Annotated in this window: 11 protein-coding genes; 5 read left to right on the top strand and 6 right to left on the bottom strand. The window is 34.1% G+C overall.

Annotation, left to right across the window (positions count from 1 at the left end; translation table 11 throughout):
• Positions 1-11: 11 nt before the first annotated feature.
• Positions 12-1,787, bottom strand: coding sequence for an AMP-dependent synthetase/ligase (locus tag ACFQ39_RS15045; RefSeq protein ID WP_377180475.1), 1,776 nt, complete (start codon positions 1,785-1,787; stop codon positions 12-14).
• 190 nt (positions 1,788-1,977) lie between these two features.
• Between ACFQ39_RS15045 and pheT the strand changes: the two genes are divergently transcribed.
• The gene (pheT, locus tag ACFQ39_RS15050; protein ID WP_377180477.1) at positions 1,978-4,410 is read left to right on the top strand and encodes a phenylalanine--tRNA ligase subunit beta; all 2,433 of its coding nucleotides are present in this window, start codon (positions 1,978-1,980) and stop codon (positions 4,408-4,410) included.
• Positions 4,411-4,420: 10 nt separating this feature from the next.
• Positions 4,421-5,434 (top strand): quinone-dependent dihydroorotate dehydrogenase, encoded by a 1,014-nt coding sequence (locus ACFQ39_RS15055; protein WP_377180479.1) that lies wholly within the window; start codon positions 4,421-4,423, stop codon positions 5,432-5,434.
• A gap of 13 nt (positions 5,435-5,447) precedes the next feature.
• On the opposite strand, the gene ACFQ39_RS15060 is transcribed toward ACFQ39_RS15055, so the two are convergent.
• The 5 genes from ACFQ39_RS15060 to uvrA all read right to left on the bottom strand — a co-directional run bounded on the left by ACFQ39_RS15060 (position 5,448) and on the right by uvrA (position 15,487).
• The gene (locus ACFQ39_RS15060) at positions 5,448-6,197 is read right to left on the bottom strand and encodes a murein L,D-transpeptidase catalytic domain family protein (protein WP_377180481.1); all 750 of its coding nucleotides are present in this window, start codon (positions 6,195-6,197) and stop codon (positions 5,448-5,450) included.
• A gap of 166 nt (positions 6,198-6,363) precedes the next feature.
• Positions 6,364-8,814 (bottom strand): alpha-ketoacid dehydrogenase subunit alpha/beta, encoded by a 2,451-nt coding sequence (locus ACFQ39_RS15065; RefSeq protein WP_377180483.1) that lies wholly within the window; start codon positions 8,812-8,814, stop codon positions 6,364-6,366.
• 280 nt (positions 8,815-9,094) lie between these two features.
• The gene (locus ACFQ39_RS15070; protein ID WP_377180485.1) at positions 9,095-11,788 is read right to left on the bottom strand and encodes an aminopeptidase; all 2,694 of its coding nucleotides are present in this window, start codon (positions 11,786-11,788) and stop codon (positions 9,095-9,097) included.
• Positions 11,789-11,927: 139 nt separating this feature from the next.
• Positions 11,928-12,641, bottom strand: a complete 714-nt coding sequence (locus ACFQ39_RS15075; protein WP_377180487.1) for an LOG family protein — start codon at positions 12,639-12,641, stop codon at positions 11,928-11,930.
• A 5-nt stretch (positions 12,642-12,646) separates the two neighbouring features.
• On the bottom strand, positions 12,647-15,487 hold the full coding sequence (gene uvrA / locus ACFQ39_RS15080; protein ID WP_377180489.1) for an excinuclease ABC subunit UvrA: 2,841 nt from the start codon (positions 15,485-15,487) through the stop codon (positions 12,647-12,649).
• Between the two features lie 168 nt (positions 15,488-15,655).
• Here uvrA and ACFQ39_RS15085 point away from each other — a divergent pair, with 168 nt between their 5' ends.
• From ACFQ39_RS15085 to ACFQ39_RS15095, 3 genes are all read left to right on the top strand, one after another.
• Positions 15,656-15,877, top strand: a complete 222-nt coding sequence (locus ACFQ39_RS15085) for a PspC domain-containing protein (RefSeq protein WP_377180491.1) — start codon at positions 15,656-15,658, stop codon at positions 15,875-15,877.
• 21 nt (positions 15,878-15,898) lie between these two features.
• The gene (locus tag ACFQ39_RS15090) at positions 15,899-16,915 is read left to right on the top strand and encodes a potassium channel family protein (RefSeq protein ID WP_377180493.1); all 1,017 of its coding nucleotides are present in this window, start codon (positions 15,899-15,901) and stop codon (positions 16,913-16,915) included.
• A gap of 71 nt (positions 16,916-16,986) precedes the next feature.
• The gene (locus tag ACFQ39_RS15095) at positions 16,987-17,883 is read left to right on the top strand and encodes an SDR family oxidoreductase (RefSeq protein ID WP_377180495.1); all 897 of its coding nucleotides are present in this window, start codon (positions 16,987-16,989) and stop codon (positions 17,881-17,883) included.
• Positions 17,884-18,268 lie beyond the last annotated feature (385 nt).

An 18,268-nucleotide genomic window follows, 5' to 3' on the forward strand; every position in this document is an offset into this window, starting at 1 on the left:
AAAATAAAGAATTACGAATAGATTTTATCATATAAATCTTTATACTTTTTTAAGATTTCTGTTCTTTTAGGTTTAAAGGTGGGGGTGAGCAAATTATTATCTACGGTCCATATATCAGGTGTTAATTCAATTCGTTTAATGGTCTCCCATTTGCCGAATTGCTCATTTCCTTTATCTACCTCCTCCATGATCCTTTCTTTTACTTTAGAATTTTGAGCTATTTCTAAAATACTGTTACCTATTTCAATATGATGTCTTTTTGCCCATTCTTTTACAAATTCAAAATTGGGTTGTATAAGTGCTGCGGCCATTTTCTGTCCCTCACCAATCACTAAAATTTGTTCAATAAATCGCGATTGTTTCATTTGATTTTCTATGGGTGCCGGAGCGATATACTTTCCTCCTGAAGTTTTAAATATCTCTTTTTTTCTTCCGGTAATTTTAAGAAATCCATCTGAATCTATTTCACCTTTATCACCTGTATGGAAAAAATCACCTGTCATTACTTCGGCAGTTTTTTCTGGATCTTTATAATAACCGATCATAACATTAGGTCCTTTCACTAAAATCTCTCCATCTTCCGCAATTTTTACTTCAACACGGTTGATTAGTTTACCCACTGTTCCGATTCTAAAATTCTCGCCGGTGTATTGATTTACAGAAACAACAGGTGAAGTTTCTGTTAAGCCATATCCCTCCATTACTTGTAAGTCAGCAGCACAAAAAATTCTGGTTAATCTTGGTTGAAGAGGAGCACTTCCGGAAACCATGGTGTGCAATCTTCCTCCAAGAGCTTCTTTCCATTTACTAAAAATCAATTTTCTCGCAAGGTTTAGCTTTTTCTCGTACCACCAACTTTTCTGTGCGTAGGGTTCGTAAGCCATACCTACGTCAATCGCCCAGAAGAAAATCATTTTTTTAATACCCGGTAAATCAGCCCCTTTTGCAACGATACTATCGTAAATTTTTTCCAATAACCGTGGAACAACACTCATAAAGTGTGGCTTTACCTCCTTTAAATTATCTGATATTTTTTCTATACTTTCTGCAAAATAAATGGCTAAACTGTTGTGTATGTAGAGGTAATGGAGCATTCTTTCGAAAATATGGCAGACTGGTAAGAAACTCATCACTACGCCACTTCCTGTTGTAATGGGTAGGCGGGGTGTACTGTCTATCACGTTGGTAACAATATTATTGTGAGTCAACATAACTCCTTTTGGTGTACCTGTAGTACCTGAAGTATAAATAATTGTTGCCAAATCTTCTGCCTTTACTTGGGCTTTTAATTTATCTACCTCTTCTTGCCTTGTAAGATCCTTACCTAAATGAAATATCTCTTTCCAATTTTTTGCATTTTCAACTTGGTCAAAAGTGAAGATTTCAAGTAGCTTAGGAGAATCTTTTTGAGCCAATTTTGCTTTTTCGTATAATTTTTCATCAGAAAGAAAGCAGAATTTTACTTCGGCATGATTAAAAATATATTTGTAATCATTTTCACCAATCGTTGGATAAATGGGAACATTGATAGCGCCCAATTGCATAATTGCCATATCCAGAATATTCCATTCGGTTCTATTTGTAGAAGATATTAAGGCTATTTTATCACCTTGTTCTACACCTAAATTTAATAGTCCTCTACTCATTTGATTTACAGAATTCACAAATTCTTGCGAACTCACCGAAACCCATTTTCCGTCATATTTTGTATTTAAACTATTGGGTATAGGGTTACTTTCTAACTGAAAATATAGAAAGTCAAAAAGTCTTTTTATTTCTATTGCCATAAATAAGATATAAGTAGCTAATTAAAATGCTAGATTAAGAAATATCTCCTAAAAATAACGTAAAAAATCTTAAAATCGAAATAAAGCCTACTTCCTTCAAATGATTATATTTGCACAACATTAAAAACGATCTATTTTTTAGCGATATTAAAGTCTTTTTTTAGCTAAAATTGAAATATAAAATATATTTATGAAAATATCATATAACTGGTTGCAACAGTTTTTGAAGATAGATTTGGAAGCAGAGCAAGTTGCTGAGATTTTAACCGATTTAGGTTTGGAAGTTGAAGGAATTGAAAAATTTGAATCTGTCAAAGGATCATTAGATGGAATAGTAGTTGGAGAAGTTTTAACATGTGACCAACATCCTAATGCAGACCGATTAAAGGTGACAACTGTTGATGTTGGTTTAGACAAACCCTTGTCAATTGTTTGTGGAGCCCCAAACGTGGCGGCAGGACAAAAAGTTCCTGTAGCAATGATTGGCACAACTTTATTTAGTGCAGAAGGAGAGCCTTGGGTAATAAAAAAAGGAAAGATAAGAGGGGAAGAGAGCCATGGTATGATTTGCGCAGAAGATGAACTAGGGTTGGGCAATAGCCATGACGGCATCATGATCTTAGACAAAAAAATAAAAGTTGGGACACCTGCAGCATCTGTTTTCGAAATTTTTAAAGATGAGGTTTTCGAAATTGGTTTAACACCTAACAGAGCTGATGCCATGAGTCATATGGGTGTTGCGAGAGATCTGCGCGCAGGACTGATACAGCAATATGATATCAACAAAGAATTAATTACTCCTTCTGTAGGAGATTTTAATGTTGATGAAAGAACCCATAAAATTAATGTTGAAGTAAGAGATTATAACAAAACACCGCGTTATGCTGGAGTGACCTTAGTGAATTTAACTGTTGCTGAATCTCCAGATTGGTTAAAGAATAGATTGCTCTCGATAGGACAGAAACCCATCAACAATGTGGTAGATGTGACCAATTTCGTGCTGCATAGTTTGGGACAGCCCCTACATGCATTCGATGCAAAAAAAATTGAAGAAGATAAGATTATTGTAAAATGTTTACCTACTGGTACTAAGTTCAAAACACTTGATGGGGTTGAAAGAATCTTGGATGAAGAGGATATTATGATTTGTGATGGGGCAAGCAACCCAATGTGTTTAGCCGGAATTTTTGGTGGCGAAACTTCTGGAGTTACGAATAAAACCACAAGTATTTTCTTAGAATCTGCCTATTTTGACCCGATTAGTATTAGAAAATCAGCTAAAAGGCATGGTTTAAATACAGATGCATCCTTTCGCTTCGAAAGGGGAATTGATCCTGAAAATGTTGAATATGCATTAAAATTGGCTGCGATTTTAATCAAAAAAGTGGCCGGTGGGAAAATTGTATCTGATGTTGTAGATATTTATCCAAAAAAGATCCAAGATTTTCAGGTTCATTTATCCTATGAAAAAGCAAACCGTTTAATTGGTGAAGTAATTCCTTCCGATATCATTAAAAATATATTGGCCTCCTTAGATATTAAAATTAATAACCAGACAGAATCGGGTTTGGGCTTAACTATTCCATCATATAGGGTTGATGTTCAGCGAGAAGCAGATATAGTTGAGGATATATTGCGCGTATACGGTTATAATAATATTCGTTCTACTACCAAATTAAATACTTCAATTTCCTATTCAGAAAAACTGAGTAACGAGAAAATAGAGGGAATTATATCTTCTGTTCTAGTAGCCCAAGGTTTTTCAGAAATGATGGCAAACTCATTGACTAAAGCTGATTATGTGGAAATGATCGACAGCCTAAAAGAGAAGGAAAATGTAAAAATAGTGAATGCTTTGAGCAAGGATCTCGAAGTAATGCGGCAGTCTTTGGTCTTCGGTAGTCTTGAAGCTGTAGCCTATAATTTAAATCGAAAAAATGCGAATATTAAATTTTTTGAAATAGGAAAATCTTATCATAAGACCTCAAATGGTTATGAAGAAAAAAAGCATTTAGCACTTACAGTTTCGGGTGAAAGAAACGCCTCCAGCTGGAATTCTATTGATAAACCTACAGATTTTTTCTATTTGAAAGGGATTTGCCAGGCAATTTTCCAGCGTTTGGGAATTGCAGATTTTGAAGTAATTTCATCTGAAAACGATATTTTTTCTGAAGGTGTAGGTTTTTCTAAAAATGGAAAACAGCTTTTAGAATTAGGGCTTCTAAATGAAAAAATGACAAAATATTTTGGTATTAAGCAAGATGTATGGTTCGTGGATTTTTCTTGGGACGTATTAATGGCAGAAATAGAATCTGATACTATAAAAGTTGTTGCTTTACCAAAGTACCCTGAAGTGAAAAGAGATTTAGCGCTGCTTTTAGATCAAAAAGTTCAGTTTAAAGATCTTTATGAAACTGCAATTTCGGTGGAAAGAAATCTCTTGAAAAAAGTCGATCTTTTTGATGTGTATACAGGGGATAAATTACCACAAGGCAAAAAGTCATATGCACTAAGCTTCGTTTTAAGAGATGATAATAAAACGCTGACAGAAAAGCAAATCGATAAAATTATGGGTAAGCTGCAGCAAAGTTTTAAAGAGCAATTCGAAGCAGAATTAAGATAATTGACGAATGATGTATAAAAGTATTATCAGACCCTTATTATTCAATTTCGATCCGGAAGATATACATCATGTTACATTTTCGGCCATTAAAATATTGTATAAATTACCTTTTACTAAATCTTTAGCTCGATCTAAGTTTGTACTCGAAGATCCAAAGTTGTACCGTGAAGTATTTGGATTAAAGTTTAAAAATCCAGTAGGATTAGCGGCTGGTTTTGATAAGAATGCAGTGCTTTTTGATGAATTTTCTAATTATGGCTTTGGATTTGTAGAAATAGGAACAGTTACGCCAAAACCTCAACCAGGAAATGAAAAAAAGCGATTATTTCGGTTAAAGAAAGATGAGGCGATTATTAATAGAATGGGTTTTAATAATGAGGGTGTTGATGCTGTGGTGGAAAGATTAAAACACAGAAAATCTGATATCATTATTGGAGGAAATATTGGTAAAAATAAAGTAACTCCAAACGAAAATGCTATAGACGACTATTTGATTTGCTTCGAAAAGCTATTTGATTATGTAGATTATTTTGTTGTAAATGTAAGTTCTCCGAATACACCAAATTTAAGGGCGTTACAAGATAAAGAACCGCTTACCAAGCTTCTTAAAACCTTGCAGGAAGCAAATTTAAAGAAAAATACAACTAAGCCCATTCTATTAAAGATTGCACCTGATTTAACGGATGATCAATTATTAGATATTATTGATATCGTAAAAAGTACTGGTATAGCAGGTGTTATTGCTACAAATACGACAATTTCAAGGGATAATTTACAGTCAGACAGTAAGAAAGAGCAAGGGGGGTTAAGCGGTAAACCTTTAGCTAAGAGATCTACAGAGGTAATTCGATTTTTGGCTGAAAAATCAAATAAAGCTTTTCCTATTATAGGGGTAGGTGGAATTCACAGTCCCGAAGACGCTTTGGAAAAACTAAAGGCAGGAGCTGATCTTATTCAATTGTACACAGGATTTATTTACGAAGGACCGAGTTTGGTAAAGGAAATCAACAATGCTTTAATTTAATTTACTAAAATTCTTAAACATTCAATTTTCTAAGAAAGGATTCTGGTGTATTAATAATTTTAGAACCGCTCAAATACGATTTTGTGGGGTGGTAAATAAAAAGGATACTTCCTTCTTTTATTTTTTGAATAATTGGTTTAAACTGATCTGGCGGTAAAGAGGGACAACCCAAACTTCTACCTAATCGGCCATTTCTTTTCACAAAAAGCTCACTCACATAATCTGCTGCATGAATCACAATTGCTCTAGCTCTTGCATTACTATTGCTGTTTTCAAGCCCGTCAAGTCTTAATGAAAGGCCATGTTTACCTGTATATAATTCCGCAGTTTTATAAAAACCCAAACTGGTTTGGTAAGAGCCAATTTTATTTGAAAATGCTTTGGCAAATTCAGATCCTGAATTTCTGCCATGAGCCACCATACTTTTATCGACTATCTTTTCATTTTTAATATCAATCACAAAAAAGCGTGTCTGGTTGGCAGAGGCACTCATATCGACAACCGTCAAATAATTTTCATTTTCAACTTTTTTGTCTTGTAATAAGAGTAAGTAACCTTTGTAAGCCTTCTCAAATGCATCAAGATTAAGATCTGGATCATTTAATTTTTGATAAAATGAAAGGACCAAATCTTTGATACCCGGTTTCGAAATTGTAATTAAAGCGATGGCTTTGTCTTGTTTTTTAATTGAAATATTTGAACTTTTAAAAGAAAAAAAACTACTCAAGAGCAGCAGTACGACAAGAAATTTCACATATTTCATGAAAACATCATTTTTTATTACTTACGTTTTTTAATTGAATATATTGTTGAAGGGGAGGATAATTAGATCACAAAAGTATAAAAAAATGATGACCTAAAGATGTTAAAACTAAAATTATCGTTTGTGAACGACTGATTTTTAGAATTTTAACAATTTATTAATGAAGTTAATACAAGCTTCTAAATTTCCTGGGGAAAGCCTCATGCATTACAGAATAAATTCCTTCAAAAATATCGTTTACAGAAGGTTTAGAAAAATAGTCTCCATCTGTTCCATATGCAGGTCTGTGTGCCTTAGCTGTAATCGTGGTTGGTTTGCTGTCTAAATATAAATAACCATTCTGTTTATTCACCACATTTTCGAAAAGATATGCCGATGCTCCACCTGGTATATCTTCATCGACTATAACCAAACGGTTCGTTTTTTTAATACTATTTAAGATCTCATGCTTAAGATCAAAGGGCATGAGACATTGTGCATCAATAATCTCAACATCAATTCCGATGGCAGATAAATCTTTGGAAGCTTCTTCAACTAACCTCAGTGTTGACCCATAAGAAAGAACGGTTACATCACTTCCTTCCTTAATTGTTTCTACTTCACCTATTGGTGTTGTAAATTCTCCTAAATTAGAAGGAACTCTTTCTTTTAACCTATAACCGTTGAGATTTTCTATTAAAATAGCTGGCTCATCACTTTTTAGTAAGGTATTATAAAAGCCTGCAGCTTTGGTCATATTTCTTGGAACCAGGATATAAATTCCTTGAAACAGGTTGATTAAGCTTCCCATTTGAGAGCCCGAATGCCAGATACCTTCGAGTCTATGGCCGCGAGTACGCACAATTAATGGGGCAATTTGTTTTCCAAATGTGCGATACCTCAAGGTGGCTAAATCATCAGTTAATACCTGAGTGGCATAGAATAGGTAATCTAAATACTGAATTTCGGCAATTGGGCGGAGGCCTCTCATTGCTAGACCGATTCCCTGACCAATAATTGTAGCTTCTCTTATGCCTGTATCATATACTCTTTCAATACCATGTTTTTCTTGTAAACCCTCCAGGCCTTGGTTTACATCACCAATATTTCCTGAATCTTCTCCAAAAATAAGTACCTCTGGGTGCTGGGTGAGAATCATGTCAAAATTATCTCTTAACACAATCCGAGCATCTACCAATGGGGCTTCCTCTTCATATACAGGTTTTATTTCGCGAATATTTGTTGCGTTATTAGGTAATTCACTGTAAAGGTGGGAATTATATCTATCGTTTTGTATTGATTGATAATTGAGTACCCATTTTTGCAGACTGTTCTTAATTTCAGGGCTATCATCACGCATATGCATTAATGATTTACGTGCCGCATCAAGGATATCTCTTCTAATAGGTTCTTCGATATTTTGTAAGTCTCTCCTAATCTTGTCTAAAGAAATTTTATGACTGCTTTGAGGTGATATGTGATCTAGCATCAGAAGCAACTCTTCACGTTCTTTTATAATAGGGGCGAGGTAGGCATTTAAGGCATCTCTTTTAGCTGCCCGAACCTCCTTTTTCGCACCTTCTTCGATCTCACGAATTTCGCTTAAATCATCATAGAATTTAAGGGTATTCCCATCTTCATCTTGTAATTCAAATTGCTCTATCCATTGCCTCATTTTAGCGATACAATCATAGTCTTTCTCCCATGCTAATCTCTCCTGACTCTTGTATCTTTCATGAGAACCTGAAGTGGAATGTCCTAAGGGCTGGGTAAGTTCAGTTACATGAATAAGTACAGGCACATGCTCTTCTCTAGCTATTTTAGCGGCCTTTTGATAAACATCAACAACTTGTGAATAATTCCATCCCTGAACAACAAAAATCTCATAACCCGCCTTTTCTTTTGTTCTCTGAAACCCGCTTAAAATTTCGGAAATACTTTCTTTGGTGGTTTGGTATTTTGCAGGAACAGAAATACCGTAAGCATCATCCCATACACTAATCACCATTGGTATTTGTAATACTCCGGCTGCATTGATGGCTTCAAAAAACGGACCTTCTGAGGTGCTGGCATTTCCTATTGTACCCCATGCTACTTCGTTCCCTTTGTTTGAGAATCTGGTTTTATGGTGAAGTTGTTCAATTTGTTTGTATTTTTTTGATGCTTCGGCCAACCCAACTAGTCTTGGCATCTGACCACTAGTTGGCGAAATATCTGAGCTCACATTATATTGCTTGGTTAGATCTTTCCAAGTACCATCTTCATTGATGGTATGAATACAAAAGTGCCCGTTCATTTGCCTTCCTGCCGAAAATGAATCGGCTTTGATATCAGCATGGGCGTAAAGGCTGGCAAAAAAATGTCTTGGACTATATTCGCCAATGGCCATCATAAAAGTCTGATCTCTGTAATACCCTGAACGCCAATCCCCTTTTTGAAAAGCCTTTGCCATTGCGAGCTGAGGAACTTCTTTTCCACCACCAAAAATTCCAAATTTTGCCTTTCCCGTTAATACTTCTCTTCTACCTAATATGCTACATTCTCGACTAACAAGTGCTGTTTTGTAATCTTTTAGAACTTCATTTTTGAAATCATCAAAGGATAATTTCCGCGAAGAATCCAAAGTTTTAGTAGACATATATTAGCTGTTTTAGGGTTTTTACAAATATAAAAAAATATGCTTGAAATTGTCACGATACTCATTGTGGATTGATTGAAACAAACACGAACTTAATCAGTACAATATGAGGTTATTAAGACAGTTTTTTTGAAAAGAAACGTATTTTTATTGATTATTAAAGGTAATTAGTAATTTCTTAAATTCCATTTTTCGATTTTGATAATATAGACAATTTAATGGAAAAATTTAAATATAATGATAAATAAACAGCAAAATTTAATAAAAAAATTAACAATAATTAATAAAACCCTCTTTTGATAAAATTGTAAATTTTTGAAGGATCTCCTGTTAAGACGAATCTTATTTTTGTGGCGTAATCGGGGAGTGAGGGTTCAAAACCTAAACTAGATTGCAAGGGGAAATACAATTCCAAAAAGTTTGGTACAAAGTTCAGACGAATGCCACTGTCATACCTAAAATAGGGATCGAAACCTTCATTCTTTACCAAACCAATATCGCCATAGATTTCTATCCAGCGCCAAATTCCAACACTCGCATTCAAGCTCGTCATAAAATCATTGGCATATTTATCCTCAAAAATTGTTTTAAAACCGCCATCACTAATAATAATTTCTTGGCTGAAGAATCCTGAACTTTCAGATCTTCCTAAATAGCTGTATTCAAACAAATAATCGCTAGGACGATCTAAGGCAAAACTGAAAAAATCTGTATCTGTTTTGTTTCTGAGAAATTTACCTAAGAAAAATCTAAAATCAAATTGTCTATTTTTCTTGTTCAAATATCTATATCTCAGGTCTATAGCCACTTTTGTAAAATCCCTGTTGTATTGAAAATCGGCAAAATATTGGAGGTCATTAATTATATTGGGTTGACCGTAGCCATATCTCAAAACTAGAATGTTGTATTTATCTTCAGGTAATGCTTCCTGGCCTTTTGGAATCTCCTTATCAATAATATTATATTTTGCCATAAAATAGCTGCCACCAACATCTCTAAGTGATTTCCTCGTAAAACTCATCAAAAAGAAGGGGGATAATTTATTAAATCTCAGGTCGGTATCATAAAACGAATTGCTTCCCGATATTCCTGCGTTATAGCTATATATAGGCGAGTTTTCGGGTAAATGCTGATATAGCAAGGCAAAACTTCCTGATACAGCTGTACTCTTAAATCCGTATACGGGAGTAAATTTAAAAAGCCATTTCTTTTTTATCGCTGCTTGATTGTACAATTGAGGCCCTAAAACGATTCCGTCGTAAAAATTGTATTCGATATAGAGGTTATAAAAAAGCTGATTGTAAAAGGGATCCTCAATATCTTTAAAGAATGTTAATTTTAAGGGTCTATTTAATAGGGCATTGTCAACTTTTTTCCAGTTGTTTCTCAAATTGTTTTCTGGATACAGAAATTCATAGTTGAGTGCTACGCGTTCAAATCCTTTGTTTTTAATTTTTACAGTTCTAGTTGAGTCCACATTCTCAACCCATGTTTTAAACAATGTTTGGTCATCTTTTACCCCATAAAGTGCAACTGGAGCTGTAAAATTGCTCAAATTTTTAATTTCAATTTTTAAGGAGTCTCCCTCTTTTTTTACACTTTTAATGGTGTAGTCTATCTTTTTGTTGGTTGTAATATAATTTCTAAAGAAATAGCTCAGGTCTTTATCTGTTTTGGCAGTAATTAAATTTTCGAGTTCGTTACTCTTCGTAATTTTTAATGCCTCCTGTTGATAAAACTCTTTTAAACTTTTAGGAACAACACTGTCTTGTACAAAGGCATCTAAATATCTTAAACCTAAACCAGCCTTGTATTTATTTACAATTTTCCTGTTAAAATTTGATAACGAGTCTAATGGGGTAACCAAAGATTGATCGATATTTGTTCTTGTTGCGAACTGATAGACGAAAGGATATTTTCCGTTAAACTTAAGTTTTGCAATGTTGTATTTTCTGATTCCCCAAAGTTTCGAAATATCTCCGATGGCATTTATCTCCGGATAGTATTTTTCCACATATTTTATCATGAGAAAAATCTGAATGCCGTCAGGCAAATAATAATCCGTCCTATTGTTTGTAATGATGGTGTTGTGAATGAATTTATCTGTAAGCGCTTTGAAAATTTTGATATCCCATTCAAAAACATCACTAAAAGGTGTTAATTTATCTGGCAATTGATTAAACCCATAAACCGGATTTTTCTTATAAGTTATATTGTTTATAAAAAATTTATCAAATGGGTAGTCTCCTAGATATTCGCTGATAAAATTTAATTGCCTGTCTAAGATGTCTGTTTTAAGTTGATCTTCTAAATTTTGGCTTGGCAAATCCGTAACGACTTCTGTACTGCTGGCACAGTAATAGCCAAAGGAATTGAGCAATTCAATTTTAAGTTCTATATCTACCCTGTTTTCACCATTTAAATGGTATAAGCTATGATCATCTTTCTTACTCACCTGCTGTCTCAAATCAGAGTGAAGTGTAAAACCTCTCGGCGTTTCAAATTCAATATCGAAATCAGAGGGTTCAACAAAGAGATCATCCATGTCAAGATTGCTCATCAATTCCCATTTTTGATCAAAAACAGCGGGCACAATGTACCAGTAACGTAAATTATAGTCGTTTTCAAAGTAACCGTATTGAGTAAACTCTGAACTTGGCACTTTTACAAAATAGGTGAGATCTATGATGATAGAATCCAGAGGTTTAATCTTTTTATTTGGAAGAATATAAAAAATATCGGGAGTGTTCTTAAAATTTTTCCAATTCAGTGGTTCCATTTGGGAAGAAACTTTTTGAATTTGTGAAAAACCTTTTTTCTTCGGCTTAGAAAAATAGAGAGATTTGTCATAATTTTCTAAAAGTCGTTTTGCCAAGGGCGACTCTTGATCCTTGTAGGCATTTGCCCAATTGTGAAAAAATAATGTGTCTAATTCTACATTGGATTTATTGTAATAAGTAATTGATTCACTCATCTGGATGATATTGGTTTTTGCATCCAATTTGGCATGAATCTTTATTTTGTTGTTTTGTGAGAAAGACAACAAAGTGCATCCAATAAAAAATATGAGAAAGACTTTCAAAAGATGCAATGTTTTTGGTTTTCGATAACGACTAGAAGTTTGGACTTAAGTTGTGTTGTTTGTAGAAGTTATCAATAATTTGGACTACTTCGTCTGCAGTATCAACAACTGTGAAATAATCCAAATCTGTTGGGCTTACATTTCCATATTTTTCTACCAGAACTTTTTCTATCCAATCCAACATTCCCCCCCAAAAAGCTGAACCTACTAGGATAATTGGGAATTTACCAATTTTATTGGTTTGAATTAGTGTTATCGCTTCAAAGAGTTCGTCTAAAGTGCCAAAACCACCCGGCATAGCAACAAAACCCTGAGCGTATTTGACAAACATAACCTTTCTTACAAAGAAATAATCGAACTCTAAATTTTTATCGTGATCGATGTATTGATTGTCTTTTTGTTCAAAGGGCAAATCTATATTAAGTCCAACCGAAATTCCAGCACCTCGGTGAGCACCTTTGTTTGCAGCTTCCATGATCCCCGGACCACCACCGGTTATTACCCCAAAACCATGCTGGGTTAATTCGAATGCAATTTCTTCTGCTAAGATGTAATATTGATGGTCAGGTTTTGTTCTGGCAGAACCAAAAATACTTACACAAGGGCCTATTCTACTCAATTTTTCATAACCGTCTACAAATTCACTCATGATCTTAAAAATTGCCCAAGAATCATTTGTTTTTATTTCGTTCCAAGTTTTGGGTTTAAATTTTTCGCGAATTCTTTTATCTTCAAGTGGGGTCATAAAAATTAGTTATTTTGGGGTGAAGTTAATTCTTTTTTTAAAAATCTTGCGGTGTAACTATGTTTGTGTTTGATTAGTTCTTCAGGCGTACCTTCGAACAAAATTTTACCTCCTTTTTCGCCACCTTCAGGTCCAACATCAATTATAAAATCGGCAAGTTTGATAACATCTAAGTTATGTTCAATAATCATTACCGTATTGCCTTTATCAGTAAGCTTGTTCAATACTTTCATCAAAATTTGAATATCCTCAAAGTGTAGGCCGGTAGTAGGTTCATCAAGTATATATAATGTATTTCCAGTATCTTTTTTCGACAGTTCTGATGCTAACTTAATTCTTTGTGCTTCGCCACCAGAGAGCGTAGTAGATTGTTGACCGAGAGTGATATAGCCCAAGCCAACATCCTCTATCGTCTTTAATTGACGTTTAATTTTAGGGATATTTTCAAAAAACTGAACAGCCTCTGCAATGGTCATATTTAAGACATCAGAAATAGATTTACTTTTATATCTAATTTCAAGTGTTTCACGGGTAAATCTTTTCCCTTGGCAAACTTCACATTCTACTTCAACATCAGGCAAAAAATTCATCTCAATCACGCGCACACCACCTCCTTGACAATTTTCACAACGCCCACCTTTTACATTAAAAGAGAAGACACCTGGTTTATATCCTCGGATTAAAGCTTCTGGAGTCTGCGCAAATAAATTTCGTATTTCACCAAAAACACCTGTATAGGTTGCAGGATTAGACCTTGGAGTTCTGCCAATTGGGCTTTGATCTATATCGATGATTTTATCAATATAATCTATGCCTACAATAGATTTATATGGCAGAGGTTCTTTTACCGCTTTATAAAAATGTTGGTTTAAGATGGGGTAAAGGGTTTCGTTGATAAGTGTAGATTTTCCGCTTCCAGAAACGCCTGTAACACAAATCATTTTGCCTAAAGGTACTTCTAAGTTTACCTTTTTTAGGTTATTACCGGTTGCACCCTTTAACACAATTTTTTTTCCATTACCAGGCCTTCTGATGTTGGGTATATCAAAAAATTTATCCCCATTTAGATATGCTGCGGTGATGGTATTGCTTTTTAATAACTCTTCAGGCGTTCCTGCGGAGATAATTTCTCCCCCAAAACGGCCTGCCTCCGGACCAATATCTATTACATAATCCGATCTTTCAATCATTTCTTTATCGTGTTCGACAACAAGTACAGAATTACCAATGTCGCGAAGATTTTGTAACGATTGAATCAATTTTTGATTGTCTCTTTGGTGCAAACCTATGCTTGGTTCATCTAAAATATATAATACACCGACTAACTGAGAACCGATTTGTGTTGCGAGCCGTATTCTTTGAGCTTCTCCTCCTGAAAGTGTTTTAGAGCTTCTGCCAAGCGATAAATATCCCAAACCAACATCAAGAAGAAATTGAATACGGGATGAGATTTCTTTTAAAATTTCAGTTGCAATTATTTTTTGTTTTTCGTTTAAATGCTCGGGCAGCACATCAAACCATTTTCCTAAGTGGTCTAAATCCATTTGCGTGAGGTCGGCAATAGAACAATTATTAATTTTAAAATAGAGTGCTTCCTTTTTAAGTCGAGAACCATTGCAGGTATGGCAAGTCTTTTCAACCATAAAGTTTTGAGCCCATCTCGTAATGCTTTTTGATGCTGCTTCTTTATGCTGATTTTCTATAAATTGAACAATACCTTCAAAATCGATTTCATAATTTCTTGTAATTCCTAAATCTTTAGAAGTAACTTCAAATTTTTCATTTCCACCGTTTAAAATTATATCCAAGGCTTTCTCAGGAATGTTGCCAATGGGATCGTCTAGGCTAAAATCAAAACGATTGGCAATTAATTTAAGCTGTTTGAAAATCCAAGAGTTTTTGTATTCTCCAATTGGGGCTATACCACCTTTTTTGATCGATACTTTATCGTCAGGTATTACTTTAACTAAATCTATCTCATGTATACGACCTATACCATTACATAACTCACAAGCTCCTTTTGGAGAATTGAAAGAGAAGCTATTTGGTTCGGGAGAGGGGTATGAAATCCCGGTGGTTGGACACATTAAACTACGGCTAAAATATCTTGGTATTTTTCCATCTACTTCCAGTACCATCAAGCTTTCGTCACCGTGATACATGGCCGTTTTAATGGTTTCTTCAATTCTTTTTTCCGCGGTTGGATTTACTTCAATTCGATCTATAACTAATTCAATATCGTGTGTCTTGTACCGGTCGAGTTTCATGCCCTTTTCAAGTTCAACAATCTCACCATCTACCCTCACTCTTACGAAACCCTGTTTTGCCAGATTTTCGAATAATTCTCTGTAATGGCCTTTTCTAGACTTAATAATAGGTGAAAGAACCATTATTCTTTTATCGGAATAAGACCCCATTATTAATTCCTTGATTTGCTCGTCGCTGTAATGAACCATTTTTTCTCCTGTATTATATGAGTAGGCTTCGCCAGCCCTTGCATATAAAAGTCTTAAGAAATCATAAATTTCTGTAATGGTACCTACCGTCGAACGAGGGCTTTTACTGGTTGTTTTTTGCTCAATAGCGATAACAGGAGACAGACCTTCTATTTTATCAACATCGGGTCGCTCTAATCCTCCTAAAAACTGTCTGGCATACGCAGAAAAAGTTTCAATATACCTGCGTTGGCCCTCGGCATAAATTGTGTCAAAAGCTAAAGATGATTTTCCGCTACCACTTAATCCGGTAATCACTACCAGTTTGTCTCGAGGTATTCTTACATCTATATTTTTTAAATTGTGCTCTCTTGCGCCAAAAACCTCAATAAAATTCTCTTGATTATCCATATTAGAGCTAAATGCGCAAATTTAAAGAAACTTGGTGGAATTAAGGATTGATTGTAACATGAACTTTCTAAGATGAAAGAATATCATTCGAAATCGTTTATAAAGGGTAAGTACAAAGTGAAATTTGTCTTAAAAAATAGTAAATTGCACTGCATTTAATAATGTTGCATGATACAAAAGATTAAGTATTTTTTTGAAAAAAGAGGATTTGATGTTTCTTCAAGATTAGCTGATAGAATGGGGATACGGGCAACCAATGTCAGGTTGTTTTTCATTTATATATCATTTGTTACTGTGGGTTTGTCTTTTGCCATTTATTTGACATTAGCATTTCTTTTGAAATTAAAAGATATGATGTATACCAAGAGAAGCTCGGTCTTTGACCTTTAATTGAAAAAATAATCTGTCCAAGTGAAATTGTTTAAATCGAATTTTATTCAGAAGAAAATATATAAGGCACTCCTGTTATTGATTGTATTATTGTCTGTAGGTACTTTTGGATACATACTTATTGGAGGCTTTAGTTTTATAGATGCATTGTACATGACAGTGATCACCATTTCTACGGTAGGCTTTAGAGAAGCGCAACCCTTAGATCTGGAATCTAAAATATTTACCATCTTTCTCATTATTACAAGTGTGAGTATATTTGGTTATGTTATTTCTGTAATAACTGAATACATATCGAACAACAACCTGATTGAAGACATAAAACAAAGAAAAGTGCAAGGCAAAATAGATAAACTTAAAGACCATACTATTGTATGTGGTTATGGTAGGAATGGTAAACAAGCTGTTGCCAAATTGAAATCTCATAAAAAACCGTGTGTTATAATTGAGAGTAGAGCAGAGCTAATGGAAGGTTTTGATGCTGATGCTGATGTGATGTATATTAAGGGTAATGCAACTGATGATGAATCATTAATAAAAGCTGGTATAAAGAATGCGGCTCATATTATAACTACTTTACCTTCTGATGCTGATAATTTATATGTGGTTTTGTCATCAAGGCAATTGAATTCAAAGATTACTATTGTAAGTAGAGCTTCAAATGATTCATCCTATAGTAAGTTAAAGATCGCTGGAGCAGATAATGTTATTATGCCTGATAAATTAGGAGGAGCCCATATGGCCTCCTTGGTGATTACACCGGATATTATAGAATTTATTGACAGACTTTCTGTGGCTGGCGATAATGTAACCAACTTAGTAGAAATTTTAACGGATGATTTGCCAAAGGAATACATGTCTAAATCTATTTATGATCTTGATTTAAGAAAATCTACAGGATGTACAGTCATTGGCTTAAAAACACCTGATAGAGAATATATCATTAATCCAGCGGCTAGCACTAAATTAACGCCAAACTCAAAATTAATTTTATTGGGCAAACCGGAGGAAATAAGAAAACTGAATCAACTTTTTTAGTAGTTGTGATTCTATTTTTCGAATATCATTTCAATTGAGTTTAGCAAATACCTGGTATAAAAATTAAAATTTTGAAAAGAATTCTCGTCACAGGAAGCAATGGTTTACTTGGTCAAAACCTAGTCAAGTTTTTGGTGAAACACAGGTTTGAAGTAATTGCCTTGTCGAGAGGTGAGAATAAATTGAAGAAATATGAGGGTTTCAATTATATTGATGTCAATTTAGAAGAATTCGAAAAGATAAAGGAACTTATTGAGAATCTTAAGCCGAATGTTATCGTACATACTGCAGCCATGACTAATGTTGATCAATGTGAGTTAGAACAGAAATCTTGTTTTACGGCCAATGTAGAAGTGGTTGAAAATTTAGTAAAATGTTGTCAGACCAATGATATTCACTTGATCCATTTGTCTACAGACTTTATTTTTGACGGAATAAAAGGGTTTTATAAAGAGAAGGATAAGCCAAATCCTGTGAACTATTATGGTCTTTCTAAATTAAAATCAGAAGAATTAATACTTAAATCAACTATTAAGTACACAATCCTAAGGACTATTTTGGTTTATGGATTAACCGAAGAACTTAAGAGTAACATTGTGTTTTGGGTTAAAAATAATCTGGAAAACGGTAAAGATATACATGTTGTTACGGATCAATATAGAATGCCAACCCATGTAAACGACTTAGTTTTTGCTTGTCATGAAGCAATAATTAGAGAGGTATGTGGGGTGTATCATATCTCAAGTAGTGAACTTTTGTCCATTTTCGAGGTGGCCAATCTCGTTGCAGATGTATTTGAACTGGATAAAAAATTTATACACCCAATTCAGTCTTGTGATTTAAACCTACCTGCAAAGCGACCTGAAAAAACGGGATTTGATCTTACTTTGTCAATAAGAGAACTGAATTTTACTCCAAGAACTTTTTTAGAAGGATTGCAACTCTTTAAAAATCAGCTCCAAAACTAAATTCGTCTTCTTTTAAGTATTTAGATATTAAAATTGTTAATAACTTAAACTGATAAAATATTTTCTATATCACAGATTTGTTCTACATTTGCCTTCCCAAAAAACGGGGAAAAGCAAGTTCTTTAGTCTAGTTTTGTCATTTTGATTTCTTTTTAGAAAGTTGAAAAAATATTTTAAAAAGAATGATGTTAATTAGAAAAAGTATTGTACATTTGCACCCGCTAAAAAACGGTAAATACTGTTTATTTGGTTGAGTGTTTAAGTTCTGTAGTTTATTGAATTATTTGGGTAAGGATTAAGAGGAATTAGTTTTGAAAAAAAATAATTTTTTTCTTGCCGGAATAAAAAACTATTGTACATTTGCACCCGCTTAGCTGAGGAAGTA

This window comes from Namhaeicola litoreus (assembly GCF_042679565.1).
Lineage (GTDB): Bacteria > Bacteroidota > Bacteroidia > Flavobacteriales > Flavobacteriaceae > Namhaeicola > Namhaeicola litoreus.